Annotated in this window: 18 protein-coding genes and 1 pseudogene; 8 read left to right on the top strand and 11 right to left on the bottom strand. The window is 72.3% G+C overall.

The genetic code is table 11. The features are described 5' to 3' along the window. Positions 1-44 precede the first annotated feature (44 nt). The gene (locus RCO28_RS08725; RefSeq protein ID WP_308940418.1) at positions 45-653 is read right to left on the bottom strand and encodes a TetR/AcrR family transcriptional regulator; all 609 of its coding nucleotides are present in this window, start codon (positions 651-653) and stop codon (positions 45-47) included. A gap of 119 nt (positions 654-772) precedes the next feature. On the opposite strand from RCO28_RS08725, the gene RCO28_RS08720 reads away from it, so the two are divergent. Together RCO28_RS08720 and RCO28_RS08715 are read left to right on the top strand one after the other, a co-directional pair. Beyond that, on the top strand, positions 773-2,350 hold the full coding sequence (locus RCO28_RS08720; RefSeq protein WP_308940417.1) for an AMP-binding protein: 1,578 nt from the start codon (positions 773-775) through the stop codon (positions 2,348-2,350). 75 nt (positions 2,351-2,425) lie between these two features. Then, positions 2,426-2,797: a helix-turn-helix domain-containing protein gene (locus RCO28_RS08715; RefSeq protein WP_308940416.1), complete on the top strand. Its 372-nt coding sequence runs from the start codon at positions 2,426-2,428 to the stop codon at positions 2,795-2,797. Here RCO28_RS08715 and RCO28_RS08710 read toward each other — a convergent pair. Next, the gene (locus RCO28_RS08710) at positions 2,725-3,006 is read right to left on the bottom strand and encodes a DUF1269 domain-containing protein (RefSeq protein ID WP_308940415.1); all 282 of its coding nucleotides are present in this window, start codon (positions 3,004-3,006) and stop codon (positions 2,725-2,727) included. The two genes, RCO28_RS08715 and RCO28_RS08710, sit on opposite strands and share 73 nt — an antisense overlap. Positions 3,007-3,236: 230 nt before the next feature. On the opposite strand from RCO28_RS08710, the gene RCO28_RS08705 reads away from it, so the two are divergent. Then, positions 3,237-4,631, top strand: a complete 1,395-nt coding sequence (locus RCO28_RS08705) for an MFS transporter (protein ID WP_308940414.1) — start codon at positions 3,237-3,239, stop codon at positions 4,629-4,631. 191 nt (positions 4,632-4,822) lie between these two features. Here RCO28_RS08705 and RCO28_RS08700 read toward each other — a convergent pair whose 3' ends face one another. The 4 genes from RCO28_RS08700 to RCO28_RS08685 form a co-directional block, all read right to left on the bottom strand. Next, the gene (locus RCO28_RS08700) at positions 4,823-6,736 is read right to left on the bottom strand and encodes a GAF domain-containing protein (protein ID WP_308940413.1); all 1,914 of its coding nucleotides are present in this window, start codon (positions 6,734-6,736) and stop codon (positions 4,823-4,825) included. A gap of 112 nt (positions 6,737-6,848) precedes the next feature. Continuing rightward, the gene (locus tag RCO28_RS08695; protein WP_308940412.1) at positions 6,849-7,739 is read right to left on the bottom strand and encodes a 3-hydroxybutyrate dehydrogenase; all 891 of its coding nucleotides are present in this window, start codon (positions 7,737-7,739) and stop codon (positions 6,849-6,851) included. Positions 7,740-7,827: 88 nt separating this feature from the next. Next, on the bottom strand, positions 7,828-9,039 hold the full coding sequence (locus RCO28_RS08690; RefSeq protein ID WP_308940411.1) for an amidohydrolase: 1,212 nt from the start codon (positions 9,037-9,039) through the stop codon (positions 7,828-7,830). After that, on the bottom strand, positions 9,036-10,424 hold the full coding sequence (locus RCO28_RS08685; protein WP_308940410.1) for an MFS transporter: 1,389 nt from the start codon (positions 10,422-10,424) through the stop codon (positions 9,036-9,038). Before RCO28_RS08685 ends, RCO28_RS08690 begins: the two co-directional genes overlap by 4 nt. A gap of 326 nt (positions 10,425-10,750) precedes the next feature. Here RCO28_RS08685 and RCO28_RS08680 point away from each other — a divergent pair, with 326 nt between their 5' ends. Together RCO28_RS08680 and RCO28_RS08675 are read left to right on the top strand one after the other, a co-directional pair. Beyond that, a complete protein-coding gene (locus RCO28_RS08680; protein ID WP_308940409.1) occupies positions 10,751-11,776 on the top strand; it encodes an Lrp/AsnC family transcriptional regulator in 1,026 nt (341 codons plus the stop codon). A gap of 31 nt (positions 11,777-11,807) precedes the next feature. Continuing rightward, a pseudogene (locus RCO28_RS08675) lies at positions 11,808-12,336 on the top strand (GNAT family N-acetyltransferase). A gap of 181 nt (positions 12,337-12,517) precedes the next feature. On the opposite strand, the gene RCO28_RS08670 reads toward RCO28_RS08675, so the two are convergent. The 3 genes from RCO28_RS08670 to RCO28_RS08660 form a co-directional block, all read right to left on the bottom strand. Further along, positions 12,518-15,895: a pyruvate carboxylase gene (locus RCO28_RS08670; protein ID WP_308940408.1), complete on the bottom strand. Its 3,378-nt coding sequence runs from the start codon at positions 15,893-15,895 to the stop codon at positions 12,518-12,520. Positions 15,896-16,152: 257 nt separating this feature from the next. Beyond that, the gene (locus RCO28_RS08665) at positions 16,153-16,431 is read right to left on the bottom strand and encodes a TetR-like C-terminal domain-containing protein (RefSeq protein ID WP_374991132.1); all 279 of its coding nucleotides are present in this window, start codon (positions 16,429-16,431) and stop codon (positions 16,153-16,155) included. Continuing rightward, on the bottom strand, positions 16,316-16,885 hold the full coding sequence (locus RCO28_RS08660; RefSeq protein ID WP_374991121.1) for an AraC family ligand binding domain-containing protein: 570 nt from the start codon (positions 16,883-16,885) through the stop codon (positions 16,316-16,318). The genes RCO28_RS08665 and RCO28_RS08660 overlap by 116 nt, the downstream gene beginning before the upstream one ends. Before the next feature lie 184 nt (positions 16,886-17,069). Between RCO28_RS08660 and merB the strand changes: the two genes are divergently transcribed. The 3 genes from merB to larC all read left to right on the top strand — a co-directional run bounded on the left by merB (position 17,070) and on the right by larC (position 19,629). Then, positions 17,070-17,798, top strand: coding sequence for an organomercurial lyase (gene merB / locus RCO28_RS08655; protein ID WP_308940406.1), 729 nt, complete (start codon positions 17,070-17,072; stop codon positions 17,796-17,798). 198 nt (positions 17,799-17,996) lie between these two features. Then, the gene (locus tag RCO28_RS08650) at positions 17,997-18,227 is read left to right on the top strand and encodes a hypothetical protein (RefSeq protein WP_308940405.1); all 231 of its coding nucleotides are present in this window, start codon (positions 17,997-17,999) and stop codon (positions 18,225-18,227) included. A gap of 130 nt (positions 18,228-18,357) precedes the next feature. Continuing rightward, positions 18,358-19,629, top strand: coding sequence for a nickel pincer cofactor biosynthesis protein LarC (larC, locus tag RCO28_RS08645; RefSeq protein WP_308940404.1), 1,272 nt, complete (start codon positions 18,358-18,360; stop codon positions 19,627-19,629). A 90-nt stretch (positions 19,630-19,719) separates the two neighbouring features. On the opposite strand, the gene larB is transcribed toward larC, so the two are convergent. Both larB and RCO28_RS08635 read right to left on the bottom strand, forming a co-directional pair. After that, entirely contained in the window at positions 19,720-20,451 is a 732-nt protein-coding gene (larB, locus tag RCO28_RS08640; RefSeq protein WP_308940403.1) for a nickel pincer cofactor biosynthesis protein LarB, read from the bottom strand. Continuing rightward, positions 20,444-21,316 carry an ATP-dependent sacrificial sulfur transferase LarE gene (locus RCO28_RS08635; protein ID WP_308940402.1) on the bottom strand — a complete coding sequence of 291 codons (873 nt, stop codon included), beginning with the start codon at positions 21,314-21,316 and terminating at the stop codon, positions 20,444-20,446. Before RCO28_RS08635 ends, larB begins: the two co-directional genes overlap by 8 nt. Between the last annotated feature and the right edge of the window lie 36 nt (positions 21,317-21,352).

The raw sequence follows: 21,352 nt of genomic DNA, 5'->3' as shown, positions 1-21,352 counted from the left end.
CTTCCGTAGGACTTCGGGGGACTTCCGTAGGACTTCGGGGTCGGTCAGTCGTGTGGGGCGCCCACGCAGCGCAGTGCCATGGCGGTCAGCTCGGCGATGAAGGTGTCGACGGCGCGCTTCTCGGGGTCGCCGAGCGGATAGACGAGGACCTCGCCGATCGCGCCGCTGAGTGCCGCCGCGGTGATCTCGTCGTCCTGCTGGGGCAGCGCTCCCTGCGTCATCCCGTCGCGCACCACCTCCGCGAAGAGCACGCGGTAGCGCCGCCGGAACTCCAGGCGCTCGGCGCCGACCGCGGGTTCGGCGGGGGCTGCGAGCAGGGCGTACGCGAGACCGCGGTTCTGCAGGGCGCGGCGGGCGAACACCTCGACGGCGCGGCTGAGGCGCTCGACCGGGTCGCCCGGCGCGTGCAGGACCTCGCCGAGCACCTCGACCTCGCGCCCCGCCGCACGCCGGAACACCTCGACGGCGAGGGCCGACTTGGACGGGAAGTGCTGGTAGACGGAGCCGGCGGCGATCCCGGCCGCGTCGGCGACCGCGGAGACGGAGGCCTGGGCCCAGCCCACCTCGGTGACGACCTCGGTGGCGCAGGTGACGAGCCGCTCGCGGGTGGCTTCGAGGCGGCGGATCTCGGCAGGGGTCTTGCGGTAGGCCATGAAAGAAGTGAACCATCATTCAGAGCTTCCCGCCAGAGCCCTTCCCGCAGCGAGCGCTTCCGCCAGGAACCTCACTCCCCCGGCTCCGGCGACCCGCGCCCGCCCGTCAGGAGAACGTGATGCACCTCAGCACCCTGCTGGACAACGCCGTCGGCTCGGCCGGCGACCGGCGAGCCCTCACCTACCGCGAACAGCACTGGACCTACCGGGAGTTCGCGGACGCCGCCCGCCGCGCCGCGACCGTGCTGCGGGAGGCCGGCCTGCGCCCGGGCGACCGCCTCGCCGTGATGACGTACAACACCCCCGCGTTCCTGTTCGCCGCGTTCGGCGCCTGGTACGCGGGGGCCACGCTCGTGCCGGTCAACCACAAGCTGCAGACGGCCGAGGTGGCGTACCAGCTGCGGCACTGCGGGGCCGAGCTGGCCGTGGTGGACGCGGAGATCGGCGAGCGGGCGACCGCCGCGGACGCTCCGGTGCGCTGGCTGGTCAGCCACCCGGACGCCACCTCCGAGGAGCGCCCGGCCGACTCCTTCGAGTCCCTCGTCGCGGCGGCCGAGCCGTGGCGGGGCGATGCGTGGCGGGGCGATGCGTGGCGGGGCGAGGCGTGGCGGGGCGAGCCCGGCCCTGACGGCGACATCGCGCAGATCCTCTACACGTCCGGCACCTCGGGCCGCCCCAAGGGCTGCGTGCACACCCATCGCGGCATCGCCCTGACCGCCACGTACACGGCGACGTCCATCCCGCTCCGCCGCGACGACCGCTTCCTGGTCTGCATGCCGATCTGGCACGCGTCCCCGCTCAACAACTGGACGTTGAGCACCCTGCTGCTCGGCGCGACCGTGGTGCTGCAGCGCGAGTACGAGCCGCGCGCCATGCTGGAGACCATCGAGCGCGAGCGGATCACCGCCCTGTTCGGCGCCCCGATCGCCCTGATCGCCCCGGTCCAGACGGTCCCCGACTTCGCCGACTTCGACGTGTCCTCCGTACGAGCCTGGATCTACGGAGCGGGCCCCCTGGACGCGGACACCGCGCGCCGTCTGATGAAGGCCTACGGCTCGGACGACTTCCACCAGGTGTACGGGATGAGCGAGATGGGCCCCGTCGGCACCTCCCTCTCCCCCGCCGAGCAGGTCGAGAAGGCCGGCTCGATCGGCCGCGGCGGGATGCCCGGAGTGGCACTGCGGGTGGTGAAGCCGGACGGGACCGACGCCGAGGCGGGGCAGACCGGCGAGATCTGGCTGCGCGCGGACACCCGCATGGTCGGCTACCTGGACGACGAGGCGGCCACGGCCGAGGCGTTCGCCGGGGACTGGTACCGCAGCGGTGACCTGGGGCGGATCGACGGGGACGGATTCGTCACCGTCGTCGACCGGATGAAGGACGTGATCATCACCGGCGGAGAGAACGTCGCATCGCAGGAGGTCGAGGGTGCCCTGCGCGGCCACCCCGACGTCCTCGACGTCGCCGTGGTGGGCCGCCCGCACGCGCAGTGGGGCGAGACCATTGTCGCCGTCGTGGTGCCGCGCGCGGGCGCCGGGCTCGACCTCGCGGGGCTGCGGGCCTGGCTGGAGAGCCGGATCGCCCGCTACAAGCTGCCGCGTGAGCTGATCCTCCGCACCGAACTCCCTCGCACCCCGTCGGGAAAGATCACCAAGCACGTCCTGCGCGCCGAACTGGCTGCACCCGAGGGGCCGTAGGCCCTCCTGCGTCACGCCGGCCGGCTCCGCGCAGGGTCGCGGCATGGAGCGAGCGGAGCAGCGCAGGGTCGCGGCATGGAGCGAGCGGAGCAGGTACGGCGGGGGCCGGGGCGGCTGCGTGAGGAGCGGGTCACCCGGTCCGTGCTCGACGCCGTGGCGGAGCTGGTCGCGGAGCGCGGCATGGGCGCGCTGACCATGGACGCCGTCGCGGCCCGTGCCGGTGTCGGCAAGCCCGCGATCTACCGGCGCCGGCCCACCAAGCAGGACCTGGTTCGCCCGCGCCCGAAGTCAGCTTCACCGTGCGGTCGCCCCCGGTCCGTCGGCCGCGGCGCGGAGTCGCGTCGCGGTCGGCGGGCACGCGTGGGGGCGGCGCGTCACTCCGCGAAGACCTCGCGCAGCTTCGCCTCCTGCGCGGAGTCGAGGTTGGACTGGATCAGCTGGGCGTGACCGCCGGGGAACGCCTCCCGCACCCGCTCGACGACGGCGTCCTGAGACAGCAGGAACAGCACCGACGTGCCCGGGGTGACCTTGGACTTCACCGTGTCGATGAAGTCGTCGTCGATCCCCACGTCGGCGAGCTTGCCGCCGAGGGCACCCGAGGCCGCCCCGATCGCGGCTCCGAGCAGCGGCATGAGGAAGATCAGCCCGAAGAGCATCCCCCAGACGTGGTCGCCAGACGGTCATCCCACAGTTCACCGGCGGCGCGCATATCACGCATATCGGCCATGAGACCGTAGCCTCGCCGCCGTCATCCGGAGTGCGACGCCATAGACACCCTCCGAACTATGGGGTCCCACCACATGTGCCACTGACCTGCGTGTTCCTACCTTGTGCCAGCACGTACCAGCGAACACTCGTCCCCGCTCACCGCCTGGAAGTGGTGCACATGGCCTCCGCAGCAACCGCTCCACCACCACCCGCCAACCTCAAGCGCATCGTCGCCGCGAGCCTGATCGGCACCACGATCGAGTGGTACGACTTCTTCCTCTACGGCTCGGCCGCCGCCCTGGTCTTCAACCAGTTGTTCTTCCCCGATTCCGACCCGCTCGTCGGCACCCTCCTCTCCTTCCTCACGTACGCCGTCGGCTTCGCCGCCCGCCCGCTCGGCGCCCTGGTCTTCGGCCACTACGGCGACCGGCTCGGCCGCAAGAAGCTGCTCGTGCTCAGCCTGCTGATGATGGGCGGCGCTACCTTTGCCATCGGTCTGCTGCCCACCCACGCGACCATCGGCACCGCCGCGCCGGTCCTTCTGACCGTGCTGCGTCTGGTCCAGGGCTTCGCGCTCGGTGGCGAGTGGGGCGGCGCCGTACTCCTCGTCTCCGAACACGGTGACGCCCGCCGCCGCGGCTTCTGGGCCTCGTGGCCCCAGACCGGCGCCCCCGCAGGGCAGTTGCTCGCCACCGGTGTCCTCTCCGCGCTCACCGCGCTCCTCTCCGAATCGGCCTTCACCTCATGGGGCTGGCGCGTCCCGTTCCTGCTCTCCGGTGTGCTGGTCATCGTCGGCCTGTGGATCCGTCTCTCGGTCGACGAGTCCCCGGTGTTCAAGGAGGCCCTGGCGCGTGCCGAGGCCAAGAAGGCCACCGCCGGGGACGAGCGGCAGGTGGAGAAGATGCCGCTGGTCGCCGTCATGCGCCACCACTGGCGGGACGTCCTGATCGCCATGGGCGCCCGCATGGCGGAGAACATCAGCTACTACGTCGTCACCGCCTTCATCCTCGTGTACGCCACCACCTCCGCCGGTTTGTCCAAGCAGTCCGCCCTCAACGCCGTACTCATCGCCTCCGTCGTGCACTTCGCGGTCATCCCCGCCTGGGGCGCCCTCTCCGACCGGATCGGCCGCAGGCCGGTGTATCTGTTCGGCGCGGCCGGCATCGGCGCCTGGATGTTCCCGTTCTTCTCCCTGATCGACACCGGCAGCTTCGGCAGCCTGCTCCTCGCCGTCACCGTCGGCCTGGTGCTGCACGGGGCGATGTACGCACCCCAAGCGGCCTTCTTCTCCGAGATGTTCGCGACCCGGATGCGGTACTCCGGTGCCTCCATCGGCGCCCAGTTCTCCTCCGTCGCCGCGGGCGCCCCCGCACCGCTGATCGCGACCGCTCTCCTCGCGGACTTCAACAGCTCCACCCCCATCGCGCTGTACGTGATCGCCGCGGCTCTCCTCACCCTGCTCGCCGTCGGCGTGGCCCGCGAGACCCGGCACCGCGACCTGTCCGACGTCGACCCGCACTCCGAGGCCTCGACCGACGACTCCCCGGCCCCGGCGGACGCCCGCACCGTCTGACCCGTCCGCTCGCCGGACCTGCCGCCGTTCCCTCCCTGCCGCGCCCCGTCGGGCTCGACCGGTCACACCGACCGTCGAACCGGGCGGGGCGGAGCGGTGTTCGGGGCGGACCGAGGGGGCTCGGCGGATCGGCGGATCGGCGGATCGGAGAGACCTTCGGCGTCGCGCGCTACCGCTCGACCGCCGCGCCCCTAGCGCTCGACCGCGGCGCCCAACCGATGCAGGCGCAGCGCCAGTTGGATCTCCAGCGCTCTGGACGGGCTCTGCCAGTCCTCCCCCAGGAGGCGCCCGATGCGTTCCAGGCGCTGCGCCACCGTGTTCACGTGGACGTGGAGCTCGTCCTTCGTGCGGGCCGGGCTCATGCCGGAGGAGAAGTACGCGTCGAGGGTGCGGACGAGGTCCGTGCCTCGGCGTGCGTCGTATGACACGACCTCGCCGATGGTGCGGCTCACGAAGCCCGCTATGTCCCGGCCGTCCGAGAGCAGCAGTCCCAGGAACCCGAAGTCCTCGGTGGCCGCGCCCTGTCCCGTACGTCCGAGGAGGCGCAGGGCTTCCACGCATCTGCGCGCCTCCGCGTACCCCACGGACACCGCCTCGGGGTCGGCCGCCGGGGCGCTCACCGGTCCTGAGGCGCCCACGGTGACCGGCTCCCGCGCGGCACCGCTCAGGGATTTCGCCGCCTCCTGCGCCAACTCGGCCTCGGCACGGGGCTGTTCGACGGGGAGCAGCAGGACCGTACCGCCGTCGCGTTCCGCGGCCAGACCGTGCCGGGTGGCCGCCAGGTGCGAGGCCGCCGCCCAGAGCCGGCCGCGGGCCGCGCCCTCGCGGTCACCGGCCGCCGCACCGGAGCCCAGGTGGGCGGCGAGCACCACGTGCGGGGAGTCCAGGTCGGCCTGCAGGCGTGCGGCGCGTTCCCGGAGCAGCCGGGGGTCGTGGTCCCGGCCGTCGAGCAGGTCGTCGAGGAGTTCGCCGCGCACCCGCCGCTCGGCCTCGCCCGCCGAGCGGCGGGCCAGGAGCAGCAGCGACGTGACCATCGCGGCGCGCTCCAGGGTGCGTTGGTCGACCGGGTCAAGGGCGGGGTGGCCGCGCATGACGAGGGCGCCGAGCAGTTCGCCGCCGGCTGCGACCGCCGCGATCCAGTCGTCGCCGTGCGGCACGGCGTGGCCGTCGGCGCGGGAGCGCTCCAGGGCCTGGGCGGGGGCGTTCGCGCTGTCCCTGAACTCGACCGTGCCGTCGAGGACTTCGGACACCGCGGCCGCCACGTCCTGCACTCCGCCACCGCGCAGCACGAGCTGGGCCATGCGGTCGTGCACGTCCGAGGCGCGCTCGATGACGCCGCTGCGGTCCCGAATGATCTCGCTGGCGTGCTCCAGGTCGGCGAGGGCCGTGCGCGTCTCGGCCAGCAGGTGGGCCGAGTCGATGGCCGCGGCGGCGAGTGCGGCGAAGGAGCGGACGAGGGCGATCTGTTCCCGCTCGAAGACCCGTGCGCGGCGGTCGGCGGCGAAGAGCACTCCGATCACTTCCGTGCCGAGCAGCAGGGGCACGCCGAGGATCGCGACGAGGCCTTCGTCCTCCACCGCCGTGTCGATGGACCGGGTGTGGCGGAAGCGTTCGTCCCGGAAGTAGTCGTCGGTGACGTAGGGCCGGGCGGTCTGGGCGACGAGGCCGCCGAGCCCCTCCCCCATGCCGAGCCGCACCTGCTGGAACCTGGCGGAGACCGAGCCTTCGGTGACCCGCATGTAGGTGTCGCCCTCGGCCGGGTCGTTGAGGGACAGGTACGCGATGTCCGTGCCGAGCAGGGAACGCGCGCGGTGGACGATCGCCTGCAGCACCTCGTCGAGATCGCGCAGCCCCGCCAGGTCGTGGGCCGTCTCGAACAGCGCCGACAGCTCCGCCTCCCGCCGTCTGCGGCCTTCGAGCTCCGCGCGCACCCGCAGCGCGAGGAGCTTGGCGTGATCGAGCGCGGCGATGCGGTCGGCGGACGCGCCCTCGGCTCGGGCGAGGCGCACCGGCTGCTCGTACGCCTCGGCGTCGGCGTCCCGCGCGAGCAGCTCGAGGAAGGGTGCCTCCGCACTCACGGCGGTCGGCGGGTGATCGATGGACATGAGGACAGCATGACCGACACGGCCGACATCGCCGCCAGGCCTGTGGATAACTCCTTCCCAACGTGTGGGCGGGTGAGCCAGGGGGCTGTCGGGCGGATCAGGCCCCTGCAGGTCAGTGCGCCGTCCATCCGCCGTCGACGACCATCGACGTGCCGGTGATGAACGAGGACTGCGGGGCGCACAGGTACGCCACGGCCTCGGCGATCTCCGCCGGTTCGATCAGCCGCTTCACCGCGCTGTCGCGCAGCATCACGTCCCTGAGCACCTGCTCCTCGGGGATGCCGTGCGCGGCCGCCTGGTCGGCGAGCTGCTTCTCGACGAGGGGCGTGCGGACGTATCCGGGGTTCACACAGTTCGACGTCACGCCGTACTGGGCGCCTTCGAGCGCCGCCGTCTTGGACAGCCCTTCGAGCCCGTGCTTTGCTGCGACATAGGCGGACTTGTACGGCGAGGCGCGCAGCCCGTGCACCGACGAGATGTTGACGACGCGCCCCCAGCCCTGCGCGTACATGTGCGGCAGCGCGCCCCGCAGCAGGCGGAACGGCGCTTCGAGCATCACCGTGAGGACGGTGTGGAAGACCTCGGGCGGGAACTCCTCGATGGGGCGCACCAGTTGGAGCCCGGCGTTGTTGACGAGGATGTCGCTGCCCGCGGCGGCCCGCTCGGCGGCGTCGAGGTCGGTGAGGTCAAGGGCGTACGCCTCGATGCCGCCCGCGCCGTCGCCCCGCTCCTGGGCGAGCGCGGCGAGCGTGCCGAGCCCGTCGGCGTCCCGGTCCACGGCCCGGACCCGCGCCCCGGCGGCGGCCAGGCGCAGGGCGCAGGCGCGGCCGATGCCGGAGGCCGCGCCGGTGACGAGCGCGGTGCGCCCGCTGAGGTCGACGGCGACCGTACGGCCGGCCGGCTCCTCGGCGACGCGGGCGGGGGCCGGGGCGGACCGGTCGGCAGCGTAGGCGCCGCCGACCGGTCCGTCGGACGGGGTGCGGGTCACGGGTGAGGCGCTCATGCAGGCACCCTAGGCAGCACATCTGACCGCCCTCATATGGTCAGAACCCATACTTCAGGGCTGAGAGCTGGGGTCGAACCACGTGGGTTCATCGACCATGGCGGCTCGCGACCCCCGCGAGGAGGCGGCTCCGCTGTTCCTCCGTGGCCGCGAGTTCGGCCCCCACGAGGGCGAGTGCGGTGGCGCCGTCGAGGACGGCGCGGTCGGCTCCGGGGGTCTTGCCGTGGGCGGTGAACTCGGGGGTGTGCTGCAGGGCGCCGTCGGTCTCGTAGCCGATGGTCGGGTGGATGGTGGGCACGAGGCGCGAGACGTTGCCCATGTCCGTCGAGGCCAGCGTCTCGCCGTGGCGTGCCGCCACCGTGCGGCCGAGCGCCTCGGCGGCACGGACGTACGCCCCCGTCATGTACGGGTCCTGCCGCAGCTCGGCGAAGTCCCGCCCGTGGACGCGCAGTTCGAGCTCGGCTCCGGTGGCGAGGGCGCCCGCCTCGAAGCAGGCCCGGACCCGGTCGCGTACGGCGGAGAGCGCCTCCAGGGAAGGTGCCCGGACCTCGTAGCGCGCGGTGGTCCGCGCGGGGATGACGTTCACGGCCTGGCCGCCCTCCGTGACGATGCCGTGGACCAGCGCGCCGGGCGGGAGTTGCTGGCGGAGCAGGCCGATCGCGGTATGGGCGAGGGCCATCGCGTCGAGGGCGTTGACGCCTTCCCAGGGGGCGACGGCCGCGTGCGAGGGGGTGCCGGTGTACGCGATGTCCCAGGCGCCGATGGCCAGGGAGGACGCGCCGACGCTGTCGTACGGGGCGGCGTGCACCATCATCGCGGCGGCGACGTCGTCGAAGACCCCTTCGTCCAGGAGCAGCACCTTGCCCCCGATGTCCTCCTCGGCGGGCGTGCCGACCAGCTTGACGGTCAGGCCGAGCCGGTCCGCCACCGCGGCCAGACCGAGGGCCGCGCCGACCGCCGCCGCACCGTTGACGTTGTGGCCGCAGGCATGGCCGATGCCGGGCAGCGCGTCGTACTCGGCACAGAAGGCGACGACCAGGTCTCCGGTGCCGTACGTGGCGACGAGGGCGGTGGGCAGTTCGCCCACGCCGCGGGTCACCGCGAAGCCTGCGTCCGCCATCAGGTCGGCGATCTTCGCCGCCGAGCGGTGCTCCTGGAGTGCGGTCTCGGGCTCGTCGTGGAGGCTGTGGCTGAGTCCGACCAGCAGGTCGGCGTAGGTGCGTACGGCTGACTCCACGGCCCCCGACACCTCGTCGGCAGCGGTATGGATGTCGCGTATGTCGTGGGTGTGCGTCGTCATGCCAGTCCTCCGGTCTCCACCGCCTGCTCGGACGGTCGTACGGCGGGGGCGTCCGCCCCCTGGGGTGTGCGGTAGCGCAGGGCGAGGGCCGAGCCGAGGACGGCGACGGCCGCGCAGGCGCCCCAGCCCCACAGGAAGCCGGACTCCCCGATGTGTCCGCCGCCGGGCGCGGGGTGCGCGGCGAAGCACGCGCCGATCACGGCGGCGCCGATGGCCGCGCCGAGCGACAGGGCCAGCTCGTTGAGGCCGACCGCGAGCGCGGTCTCGTGCTCCGGGACGACCTCGGCGGAGAGCGTGCGCGTGATCGACTCGAACAGGCCCGTGGCGAATCCGACGACGAGTGCGGCGGCCAGGTACTGGCCGAGGGTGTCGTGGAACAGCGCCATCCCCACGAAGCCAAGGGCGATCAGGCCACCGCCGACGGCAAGCACCGCGCGGTCGCCCACGCTGCGGGCGATGCGGGGCGTGAGCGTCGAACCGGCGAAGCCGGCGATCACCATGGCGAGCGAGACGGTGGCGATCGTCTGCGGGCCGAGGTCCATGCCGTAGCCCGCGTCCGCCGGGGATGCGCCCAGGAACAGGGCGTTGGCGCCGAGGAAGCCGATCGTGCCGAACGCGGCGCAGAAGGTGTAGCCGCTGACCACCGCGAGCCGCGGGTTGGCCAGCATCCGCACGCTGACCAGCGGATGCTCCGACCGCCGCTCGACCACCACCCAGGCCGCGAGCAGTACGACGGCCACCGCGGCGAGGCCGAGGGTCGACGGCGCGGCCCACCCCCAGGAGCTGCCCTGCGCGAGGACCAGGACGAGCGCGATGAGCCCGCCGGTCAGCAGCGTGGCCGCGCCGTAGTGGAAGCGCCCGCCGCGCGGTACGTCACTGTCCGGCAGCACCGCTCCGGCGAGCAGGGCGAGCGCCGCCACGGGCACGGCCGCCCACAGTCCCGCCGCCGCGTGCCGCTCGCTGAGCGCGCCCGCGACCAGGCCGCCCACGCCGATGGAGATGAGGAGGACGCCGACGAGCAGGGAGATCCCGGTGCGGTTCCGTTCGGGCGCCCGGGACCTGAGGATCCCGACGAGCAGCGGGAAGAAGCCGACGAGGGCGCCCTGCAGCACCACACCGACGGCGAGCGTGATGGCCGTCGGCCACACGGCCATCAGGAGCGAGCCGCCCGCGACCATCGCGAGGGCGATACGCAGGAGCCTGCGGTGGCCGTAGAGGTCGCCGAGGCGTGAGATCAGCGGCGTCATCACGGCGAACGCCAGCTGGGAGAGCAGATAGATGTTGTTCTGGCCTACGCCGCCGATGTGCAGCTGCTCCCCGAGTTCAGGGAGCAGGGGCGTGAGATAGCCCTGCACGATGCCGCTGAACAGCACGACGACGGCCATGGCCGGAAGCATGCGGAATTCCGATGCGCGCCTGGACAATGCCTCACCCCTTGTGGTGGCCGGAACCGGAAGTGGTGGCTACTGTGCGGGTCGAGGCGCGAGTGCCCTCGCAGATCGAAGGATTCGTGCGTACGCGGTTGGTGCGGTGCGAGAAACGGTCACCGCAGGGCCATCGCAGGGCCACCGCAGGGCCACCGCGGGGCCACCGCAGGGCCACCGCAGGGCCACCGCAGGGCCACCGCAGGGCCACCGCAGGGCCACCGCAGGGCCACCGCAGGGCCACCGCAGGGTCACCGCGGCGAGGAACGGCGGACAAGGGAGTGAAGGTGGGGGAAACGGCAGCGGTCGCCGTCAGCGAGCTCGACCTCGCCCTCGTGAACGCCCTGCAACTGCGCCCGCGCGCCTCCTGGTCCGAGCTGGCGCCGCTGCTCGGCGTCACCGCGAGCACCCTGGCCCGCCGCTGGGAACGGCTCTGCGACACCGGGCTCGCCTGGGTGTACGCGGTGCCGGGCCGCGAGTTCACCCGCAGCCGGTGCACCGCGTTCGTCCTGCTGCGCTGCGAGCCGGGCGCCCGCTCCGGGCTGATCGAGCGGCTCAGCGCGTACACGGAGGCCGCCACGATCGAGGTGACGGCGCCCGGCACCGCCGATCTCTTCCTCGACGTGCTCGCCCCCGACCTGGCCTCGCTCGGCCGGTTCGTCACGGAGACGCTTGACCGGCTGCCCGGCATCACGTCGATCGCCTGCCTCTTCGCGACCTCGCTGTACGTCGAGGGAAGCCGCTGGCGGTTGCGTTCGCTCGACCCCGCCCAGCTCTCGGCGCTCGGCAACTCCTCGTCCACGGCGGCCGATCAGGTCCGCACGCTCGACCTGGACACCGTGGACCGCGCCCTCCTCGACCCCCTCGTCCGCGACGGCCGGCTCAGCCTGGCCGAGCTCGCCGAGCGCACCGACACCAGCCCCGCCACGGTCCGCCGCAGGCTGCGGCGCCTGACCGACGCGGGCGTGCTGGCCTTCCGCTGCGATGTGGCCGCCCCGCTGGCCGGCCATCCCGTGCCGGTGACGCTCCTCGCGCAGACCCCGGCGCGCGACATGGGCGCCGTCCACCGCACGCTCGCGGCCCTGCCCGAGTGCCGGCTCGTCGCGGGCGTCACGGGACCGGCCAATGTCCTCGCCACCCTCTGGGTCCACGACATGGCCGACATCCAGCGCCGCGAGACGGCCCTCTGCGCCCGCCTGCCCACGCTGACGATCGCGGACCGCATCGTCGGCCTGCACACGGTCAAGCGCATGGGCCACCTCCTGGACACCGAGGGCCTGCGGACCGGGGTACAGCCCATCTCACCCTGGTGAACCGGCCCTGCCGGGCGATAAGTTGCCCGCCATGCCTGGACCCGGATCGGCCGACTGGCCCCCTGCCCCCGTACGAACCGAACGGCTCGTGCTCCGTGAGTCGGAGGCTCGCGACCGGGCGGCGTTCATCGAGCTGTTCGCCTCGTCAGAGGTGCACGCCCACCTCGGTGGTCCCCGGCCGCGGGCTGAGCTCGAACGGGTCGTCCCTCCCGTGCCCGGGCGGCGGCCCGGGCTCTTCGTCGTCGATCTCGACGGGGTGATGATCGGCACGGTCACGCTCGACCGGCGCGCCCCGGAGCGTCCGGGTCATGTCCGTCCTGACGCCGGGGAAGCCGAGCTCGGCTTCCTGCTCCTGCCTCAGGCGTGGGGATACGGGTACGCCGCCGAGGCATGCAGCCGTACTGGACTGGTGCGCCGAGGCGCTTCCCGGCGAGCCCGTCGTGCTGTGCACCCGGACCGCCAACGACCGCGCGATGCGGCTCGCGGTGAGGCTGGGGTTCACCGAGGTGGCGCGGTTCGAGGAGTACGGCGCGGAGCAGTGGCTCGGCGTGCGGCCCTGATGGCCCGTCAGGCCTGGGCACGGGAAGACCCGGGCACGGCAGATCCGGGCACGGGAAGCCTGGGCACGGGAGATCCGGGCACGGGAGACCGGGAGGCGGGCTTCGAGCCGTGCGGCTCGAAGCCCGCCTCTCGGTCGACGACGCGGACGGCCTTCAGGAAGGCGCCCGGGACGAGGTGAGGTCAGTGGATCTCAAGGAGCAGGTCTCCGCCTTCCACCTGCTGAATGGAGCCGATCGCCAGGCGGCCGACCTTGCCGCCGCGTTGGGCGGTGATCGTGGCCTCCATCTTCATGGCCTCGATCGTGGCGACGGTCTGTCCGGCCTCGACGGAGGCCCCCTCTTCGACCTGCAGGGTGACGACACCGGCGAAGGGGGCGGCGACATGACCGTCGTTGCCGCGTTCGGCCTTCTCGGCGACCTTCACGTCGGTCGCGATGGAGGTGTCGCGCACGGCGACGGGCCTGAGCTGGCCGTTGAGAGTGGCGAGGACGGTGCGGAAGCCGCGCTCGTCGGCCTCCGAGATGGCCTCCAGCTCGATCAGGAGGTTCACGCCCTGCTCCAGCGTGACGGTGTGCTCGGTTTCGGGTTCGAGGCCGTAGAAGAAGTCCTTGGTGGACAGCACCGAGGTGTCGCCGTACGTCTCGCGGTGGGCGTCGAACGCCTTGGTCGGGCCCGGGAAGAGGAGCCGGTTCAGGGTGGCGCGGCGGGCTTCGCTCAGGCCCTTCTTGTCCTCGTCGGAGAGGTGCGCAGCCTCGGCCTTCTCGGGGCGGCCTTCGAGGGCGCGGGTGCGGAAGGGCTCGGGCCAGCCGCCGGGCGGGTCGCCGAGTTCGCCGCGCAGGAAGCCGATCACCGAGTCCGGCAGGTCGAACTTGGCCGGGTCGGTCTCGAAGTCACGCGCTTCGACCCCGGCCCCGACCAGGTGCAGGGCGAGGTCGCCGACGACCTTGGAGGACGGGGTGACCTTGACGAGGCGGCCGAGCATCGCGTCGGCCGCGGCGTAGCAGTCCTCGATCAGCTCGAAGCGGTCGCCGAGGCCGAGCGCGATCGCCTGCTGGCGCAGGTTGGACAGCTGTCCGCCGGGGATCTCGTGGTGGTAGACGCGTCCGGTGGGCGAGGCCAGGCCGGACTCGAAGGGCGCGTAGACCTTGCGTACCGCCTCCCAGTACGGCTCCAGGTCGCCGACTGCCTGCAGGGACAGGCCTGTTGCGCGGTCCGTGTGGTCGGTGGCGGCGACCAGGGCGGACAGGGACGGCTGGCTGGTGGTGCCCGCCATGGACGCCACGGCCGCGTCGACGGCGTCGACCCCGGCGTCGACCGCCGCGATCAGCGTGGCCAGCTGGCCGCCCGCCGTGTCGTGGGTGTGCAGGTGAACGGGCAGGTCGAACCGCTCGCGCAGCGCGGTGACCAGCTTTCTGGCCGCCGGGGGACGCAACAGCCCGGCCATGTCCTTGATGGCCAGGACGTGCGCCCCGGCCTCCACGATCTCCTCGGCGAGACGCAGGTAGTAGTCGAGGGTGTAGAGCTGCTCGCCGGGGTCGCTGAGGTCGCCGGTGTAGCAGAGGGCGACCTCGGCGACCGCGGTGCCCGTCGCGCGTACGGCGTCGATGGCCGGGCGCATCTGCGAGACGTCGTTGAGCGCGTCGAAGATGCGGAAGATGTCCATGCCGGTGGCGGCGGCCTCGGCGACGAACGCGTCGGTGACCTCGGTCGGGTACGGGGTGTAGCCGACGGTGTTGCGGCCGCGCAGCAGCATCTGGGTGCAGAGGTTCGGCGCGGCTTCACGCAGCAGCGCGAGCCGCTCCCACGGGTCCTCCGCGAGGAACCGCAGCGCCACGTCGTAGGTGGCGCCGCCCCAGCACTCCAGGCTCAGCAGCTCCGGTGCCGTACGGGCCACGTGCGGGGCGACGGCGAGCAGGTCGCGGGTGCGTACGCGGGTGGCGAGGAGGGACTGGTGGGCGTCGCGGAACGTGGTGTCGGTGACGGCGACCGAGCGTCGCCGCCGCAGATCCGCGGCGAACGCCTCGGGACCGAGCTCGGCCAGACGCTGCCGCGAACCGGACGGCGGCTCGGTGGTGAGGTCCGTGACGGGAAGCTTGTCGGCGGGCTCGACCACGACGGGCCGCAGTCCGTGCGGCTTGTTCACGGTGGTCTCGGCGAGGTGGTGCAGGATGCGGCTGCCCCGGTCGGCCGAGGGGCGGGCCCGCAGCAGCTGGGGGCGTTCGTCGATGAAGCTGGTGGTGACGTGCCCGGCCTGGAAGTCGGGGTCGTCGAGGACGGCGGCCAGGAACGGCAGGTTGGTCGACACCCCGCGGATACGGAACTCGGCGATGGCACGGCGGGCCCGGCGGGCGGCGTTGCCGAAGTTGTGCCCGTGGCAGGTCAGCTTGACCAGCATCGAGTCGAAGTGTGCGCTGACCTGGGCGCCGGTGTGCACGGTGCCGCCGTCGAGCCGGACGCCGGGGCCGCCCGGTGAGCGGTACGCGGAGATGGTCCCGGTGTCGGGCCTAAAGCCGTTGGCGGGATCCTCGGTGGTGATACGGCACTGCAGGGCCGCGCCGTTGAGGACGATGTCGTCCTGGGTGAGCCGGAGTTCGGGCAGGGTGGCTCCGGCGGCGATCCGCAGCTGCGCGATCACCAGGTCCCGGCCGGTGACCTGCTCGGTCACCGTGTGCTCCACCTGGATCCGCGGGTTCATCTCGATGAAGACGTGGTTGCCGCGCTCGTCGACCAGGAACTCGACGGTGCCCGCGTTGACGTACCCGATGTGCCGGGCGAAGGCGACGGCGTCGGCGCAGATCCGCTCGCGCAGCTGCGGGTCGAGGTTCGGGGCGGGCGCGATCTCGACGACCTTCTGGTGCCGGCGCTGTACCGAGCAGTCCCGTTCGTAGAGGTGGACGACGTTGCCGTCCGCGTCGGCGAGGATCTGCACCTCGATGTGGCGCGGGTTCACCACGGCCTGTTCGAGGAAGACGGTGCCGTCGCCGAAGGCGGACTCCGCCTCCCGGCTGGCCGCGACGATCGACTCGCGCAGCTCGTCGGGCCGGGCCACGCGCCGCATGCCGCGGCCACCACCGCCCGCGACGGCCTTGACGAACAGCGGGAAGTTCATGTCGTCGGCCGCGGCGAGCAGCGACTCCACGTCCGTGGTCGGCTCGGACGACGCCAGGACCGGCACCCCGGCCTCGCGGGCCGCGGCGACCGCGCGGGACTTGTTGCCCGTCAGGTGCAGGACGTCCGCGGGCGGGCCGACGAAGGTGATGCCCGCCTCCGCACACGCGGCTGCCAGGTGCGGGTTCTCGGAGAGGAAGCCGTAACCGGGATAGACGGCGTCCGCGCCCGCCTTGCGCGCGGCCTTGATCACCTCGTCGACCGACAGGTACGCCCGCACGGGATGGCCGCGCTCCCCCACGAGATACGACTCGTCGGCCTTCGCCCGGTGCAGTGAGTTGCGGTCCTCGTGCGGGAACACCGCCACCGTCGAGATCCCCAGCTCGAACGCTGCCCGGAACGCCCGGATCGCGATCTCTCCACGGTTGGCCACGAGCACTTTTGTGAACATGCGAATCCTCAACGTCAGGGGAAAGCAAAGTGGTTGGGAAGTGCAGGAGCTTGCGTACCCGCCACCCGCCGCAGACAGCCCTGTCTGCACACGTGAGCATGGTCACCGGACGCGATCCGCCCCGGTGAGGACAATCGTGGCCCCCGAGGCCTGCCACGGGCGACCGGAGTCGGGGAACACCCCTCCGCGGAGGCGGGAAGCGGCTCATCGCGACGGGCGATGCCGCCCCGCGTCTCACTTCCCGGACCCGGCCCGCGTCATTCCGGGCCGTTCCCCTCCATGCGGCAGTGCGCAATGACAGCCGCAACCAGCTGCTTCCCGAATTCCTCGTCCAACGGCGGGCCGCTCAGGAAGAGCCGGTAGTAAATGGGCACCAGCAGCAGGTCGGTGACCATCTCGGGGTCGAGGTCCGGGCGCATCTCACCCCTGGCAATTCCCCGCTCCACAAGGCTGCGCACGTCCGCCCGTCGGCGGTTGACCACGCGCTCCCGGTAGGCCTTCGCCAGTTCGGGGTCGGCCGCGACCTCCGAGACCAGTCCCTGCATGACGCGGCCCCTCAGAGTGGAGCGCAGGAGTTCCAGGGTCGGCCAGGAGCGCGCGGGCTCGGCGCAGCCGCAGATCGCGCTGGTAGTCGCTGGGTGCAAAGCCGTACGCCGCGCGGAAGCCCCGGTACAACGAGAAGCGGCTGCATCCGGCGACCCGGGCCAGTTCGTCGGCGCCGACGTTGTCGGCGAACCACTGCCGCAGCAGGCTTCGGGCCCGCGCCATCGCGGCCAGGTCCACCCGTCCCCGCAGGTCCGGCAGCCGCGCCGGCCTCGTCGCGGCATCGCGGGACAGCGCCAGCAGCCCGGCGGTGCGGCCGTCGTGCGGCTCGTCCGGGTTGAACGTCATGACGAGCCCGGCCGCGCTGACGTGTCTTTCCCCCCTGCACACGAACGACTGCGCGCCGTCGTCGGTGACTCCAAAGGAGTACGTGTCGTGGGCATGCATCGGATAGGCCTAGTACTCAAAGCGGGCACGCATGGCCTCCAGCGCAAGCCCGGGAACCCGCCAGTAGGCGGCGCGTTCTCCGGAAGACGTCATGTCCCCATTGTTCCGCACGAGCGTTCAAGCCCCGGGCCTGCTCCAGGCGCACGCTGGACAGAGCGCCTCAACCAGCGAAGGAACCACAGGAATGACCGAGAACTTCTCAGCGGCACCGATGGACCTCCACGGGACGGAGCGGGTCCGCCTGGCCGTCTACAACGGATTCGCGCGCACCGGAAAGGCTCCGAGCGTGCCGGAACTCGCCGCACTCACCGGACTCGCCCCCGGCCAGGTACGTCAGGAACTGCGCACCCTTCACGAGAGCCACGATGTGGTCCTGAACCCGCAGGACGACGACCACGTCGTGATGGCCCACCCCTTCGCCTCCGTGCCGCTCGGCTTCTCCGTCATGGGGGCACACACCCTGTGGTGGGGCGGCTGCGCCTGGGACTCGTTCGCCCTGCCCCACCTGCTCAAGGACGAGCCCGACGTCCTGGTCGCCACCCGCTGCCCGGCCTGCGACACCCCGCACGCCTGGGTCGTCGGCCGAGACGCACCCCCGAAGGGCGACCAGGTCGCCCATTTCCTCACCCCCATGCACCGGGCCTGGGACGACGTCGTGCACACCTGCGCCAACCAGCGCCTGTTCTGCTCCACCGACTGCGTCGACACCTGGCTGCAGGAGACGGGCCAGGAGCGGGGCTACGTCATGGATCTCGGCACCCTGTGGCGCTTCGCCAGCGACTGGTACACCGGACGCCTGGACCCGGGCTACACCCGCCGCGACCCCGCCGCCGCCGGCGCCTACTTCACCCAGGTCGGCCTGCACGGCTCCTTCTGGGGGCTGCCTGGCTCTGTGCGTGACGACGTCCCATGAACAGACCGGACCGCGGAACACGCGAGGGGGGGACGGCGCCCGGCTCGTCGACCCGTCACGGACCGCTGTGGGGGGCCACGCCGTCGGCGGCGCAGCCACCGCCGCGCGTTCCTCCACCTGCGTCTGAGCCCTGCCCAGCAAACGGGCGATATCGACAACCGTACGGAGCAGCGCGCCGACAGGCGCATACTGGGGGCAATGACTAAGCCCGCTGCACCGAAGCGTCATCTGCCCACCAGTCCCTTCAAGGTCCCCGATACACCGGCTCCCAAGCACTTCGCCGTAGGCGATCAGGTCACGCACGACACGTACGGCCTCGGCCGGGTCATCGGCATCGAGGAAGGGCTCGCGGTGCTCGTCGATTTCGGCTCGACGCAGCAGCGCATCCCGAGCCCGTACAGCAAGATGACCGCGCTGGAGGGACGGTGAAACCGAGGCAGCCCGTCGGTAGCTGAGCCCGTGCTGAACTCGGGGCCGCACCCGACGAGTTCGGCTTGGCCCACGGCCCTCCGAGGCAGGGGCTGCAGGAGGCGAAATCGCCAGTTTGTAGACTGCGGACATGCGCATTCCTGCTGCCCAACCGCCTGAATCCCACGCGGCGAACGCCCAGCACCAGGAGGTGTGGATCGACGCCACGGCCGGTGCAGCGGGCGACATGCTGCTCGGCGCGCTGATCGATGCGGGTGCCGGGCCGGCGGTCGTGCAGGCGGCGGTCGACGCCGTGATCCCTGGGACCGTCCGGCTGTCGCAGACGACCGTTCGGCGCGCCGGACTGCGCGCCACGAAGGTGGCGGTGGAGCCGCTGGCCGAAGACCATCCGCACCGCACCTGGCAGACCATCAGGGACCTGATCACACAGGCCGGTCTCCCCGGTCCGGTACGGGACCGGGCGCTGGTGGTGTTCGGCCGGCTGGCCGGGGCGGAGGCCCGCGTACACGGGGTGGGGGTCGACGAGGTGCACTTCCACGAGGTCGGTGCATGGGACTCGATCGCCGATGTCGTGGGGGTATGTGCCGCCCTGCACGACCTCGGTGTCACCAGGATCACCGCGAGCCCCGTCGCGCTGGGCTCCGGCCGGGTGCGCGCGGCCCACGGCGACATCCCGGTGCCGGTGCCCGCCGTACTGGAACTGTCCGCGGGCTGGCAGGTGTTGAGCGGCGGCGAGGGCGAACTGGCCACACCGACCGGCATGGCCCTGGTGACCGCGCTGGCCGAGCAGTGCGGAACCCTCCCCGCGCTGACTGTGCAGCGGACCGGTATGGGCGCGGGCACGAAGGACACACCGGGCCGTGCCAATGTCGTACGGGCCGTGCTCGGCACGCCGATGCCGGCGGCCCCGGACAGCAGCCGGGATGCCACCGATGTGGTCCTGGAAGCCAATGTCGACGACATGGATCCGCGGTTGTGGCCCGGCGTCCTTACGGCCCTGCTCACGGACGGGGCATCGGATGCCTGGCTGGTGCCGATCCTGATGAAGAAGGGCCGGCCGGCGCACACCTTGCGCGTGCTGGTACCGGTGGCGCGGGTCGCCGCGGTGCGTGAGCGGATGTTCCGCGAGACGAGCACGATCGGGGTACGTGACTGGGCCGTGCACAAGACCGCCCTGGAGCGTACGTGGGTGCCGGCCGCTGTGCTGGACGGGCAGACCGTGCCGGTCAAGGTCGCCCACCGCGGCGGGACGATCGTCCGGGCCACGCCGGAGTTCGAGGACGTGGTCGCGCTGGCCACGACGCAGGGGCTTCCGGTCGTCACCGTACTGGACGCCGCCAACGCGGCTGCGGTGGCGCAGGGGCTGGTCCCGGGTGCGGAGCTGCCGTCGGACGGAGCGTGACGCGACACCGGAGGACAACCTCCGGCGCCCCCGGTCAACCGTCGGACGGAGCGTGACGCGACACCGAACGACAGCTCGGGCCGCCCCCGGTCAGCCGTCGGACGGAGCGGCGATCTGGGCGGCCAAGTGCCCTCCCCCGTAACCGTTGTCGATGTTGACGACCGCCACGCCCGGTGAGCAGGCGTTGAGCATGGACAGCAGCGGTGCCACCCCGCCGAACGCAGCGCCGTAGCCGACGGAAGTCGGTACCGCGACGACGGGAGCGGCGACCAGCCCGGCCACCACGCTGGGCAGGGCACCGTCCATCCCCGCGACGACGACCACCGCCCGCGCCGCGCGCAGGACGTCGAGCTTCCCCAGGACGCGGTGCAGACCCGCCACTCCGACATCGACGATCAGCTCGGTGGCGCGGCCGAGGTAGCGAGCGGTCAGCAACGCCTCACGCGCCACAGGGATGTCGGACGTTCCGGCACAGGCGATGACCACCTTGCCGCCGGTGGGACTGGGTGCCGTGGGCGGCCAGGCGAGCAGCCGGGCTTCGGTGTCGTAGTGGGCGTCGGGCAGTTCGGCGAGGACGGCCTTGGCGTGTTCCTCATCGGCACGGGTGAAGAGGGTGACCGGTCCCGAGCCTCGCTCCCGTACAGCGGCGGCGATGGCCGCGACCTGGGGCGGCGTCTTCCCTTCGCAGTAGATCGCTTCCGGGTAGCCGCGACGGCCGGCCCGGCCGTGGTCGAGGTCGGCGATGGCGGCCAGGTCCGGAGGGGGCTGCCGGATGTCGGAGGGACGGTGCGGTACGGCCTCGTCGCGAGTGGTCTCAGACACGGTCCGTGCCTCCCTTCACGCCCACCAGCGGAAGGGTGAACGCACCGGACTGGATGCCGGCCAGATCCACCGCGACCATACGGAAACCCGCGGCCTTCACCGCGTCCAGAACGGCACCGCGGAGGTCGGGCGAGGCGGCGCGAGCGATGTCGTGAGCGGGCAGTTCGAGGCGGGCGATGTCGCCGTGATGGCGGACCCGGGAGTCGGTGAAGCCAAGTGCCCGCAGGGCCTTTTCGGCCTGCTCGATCTGGCCGAGCTTGGCGGGCGTGACCTCCTCGAAGTGCGGGATGCGGGATGCCAGGCAGGGCGCGGCGGGCTTGTCGGCGCTGGGCAGTCCGAGGGCGCGGGCAAGACGGCGGACGGCCGCCTTGTCGAGACCGGCGTCGGCGAGCGGCCGCAGCACCCGGTGGTCGGTCGCGGCACGACTGCCGGGCCGGTCAGGACGTCGGGCGTCGTCGGCGTTCTCGCCGTATGCGACCGCGGCCAAGCCGTGGGCGGCGACGACCTCGTCGGAGATCCGGGTGAACAGCTCGTCCTTGCAGTGGAAGCAGCGGTCCGGGCCGTTGGCACGGTAGGCCGCCGACTCCCCTTCGTACGTGTGGACTTCGACGACCCGAGCGCCTACGTAGGCAGCCACGTCATGTGCTGCCATGCGCTCGTCGGCGGCGAGGCTGGGTGAGACGCCCAGGACCGCGACGACCTGACCGGCGCCGAGTGCACGTACGGCGAGAGCGAGCAGCAGGGAGGAGTCCACGCCGCCGGAGAAGGCTACGCCGAGTGGCGCGGCGCCATGCAGCAGTTCGGTGACAGCGGCCGCCGCCGCCGCGTCGGCACCGTCGAGGCGGTGCGCATCGTGGGTTGTCATCCTTGCCTCCATCAACATCAGGGTCAGCGGCGGCGC

The organism is Streptomyces sp. LHD-70 (assembly GCF_031157275.1).
GTDB lineage: Bacteria > Actinomycetota > Actinomycetes > Streptomycetales > Streptomycetaceae > Streptomyces.
This window is presented reverse-complemented; position numbering and strand designations above follow the sequence as displayed.

Coding starts and splice junctions, on each gene's coding strand:
- RCO28_RS08725 (WP_308940418.1), bottom strand. CDS start 653: ATGGCCTACCGCAAGACCCCTGCCGAGATCCGCCGCCTCGAAGCCACC.
- RCO28_RS08720 (WP_308940417.1), top strand. CDS start 773: ATGCACCTCAGCACCCTGCTGGACAACGCCGTCGGCTCGGCCGGCGAC.
- RCO28_RS08715 (WP_308940416.1), top strand. CDS start 2,426: ATGGAGCGAGCGGAGCAGGTACGGCGGGGGCCGGGGCGGCTGCGTGAG.
- RCO28_RS08710 (WP_308940415.1), bottom strand. CDS start 3,006: ATGCTCTTCGGGCTGATCTTCCTCATGCCGCTGCTCGGAGCCGCGATC.
- RCO28_RS08705 (WP_308940414.1), top strand. CDS start 3,237: ATGGCCTCCGCAGCAACCGCTCCACCACCACCCGCCAACCTCAAGCGC.
- RCO28_RS08700 (WP_308940413.1), bottom strand. CDS start 6,736: ATGTCCATCGATCACCCGCCGACCGCCGTGAGTGCGGAGGCACCCTTC.
- RCO28_RS08695 (WP_308940412.1), bottom strand. CDS start 7,739: ATGAGCGCCTCACCCGTGACCCGCACCCCGTCCGACGGACCGGTCGGC.
- RCO28_RS08690 (WP_308940411.1), bottom strand. CDS start 9,039: ATGACGACGCACACCCACGACATACGCGACATCCATACCGCTGCCGAC.
- RCO28_RS08685 (WP_308940410.1), bottom strand. CDS start 10,424: ATGGCCGTCGTCGTGCTGTTCAGCGGCATCGTGCAGGGCTATCTCACG.
- RCO28_RS08670 (WP_308940408.1), bottom strand. CDS start 15,895: ATGTTCACAAAAGTGCTCGTGGCCAACCGTGGAGAGATCGCGATCCGG.
- RCO28_RS08660 (WP_374991121.1), bottom strand. CDS start 16,885: ATGCATGCCCACGACACGTACTCCTTTGGAGTCACCGACGACGGCGCG.
- merB (WP_308940406.1), top strand. CDS start 17,070: ATGACCGAGAACTTCTCAGCGGCACCGATGGACCTCCACGGGACGGAG.
- RCO28_RS08650 (WP_308940405.1), top strand. CDS start 17,997: ATGACTAAGCCCGCTGCACCGAAGCGTCATCTGCCCACCAGTCCCTTC.
- larC (WP_308940404.1), top strand. CDS start 18,358: ATGCGCATTCCTGCTGCCCAACCGCCTGAATCCCACGCGGCGAACGCC.
- RCO28_RS08635 (WP_308940402.1), bottom strand. CDS start 21,316: ATGACAACCCACGATGCGCACCGCCTCGACGGTGCCGACGCGGCGGCG.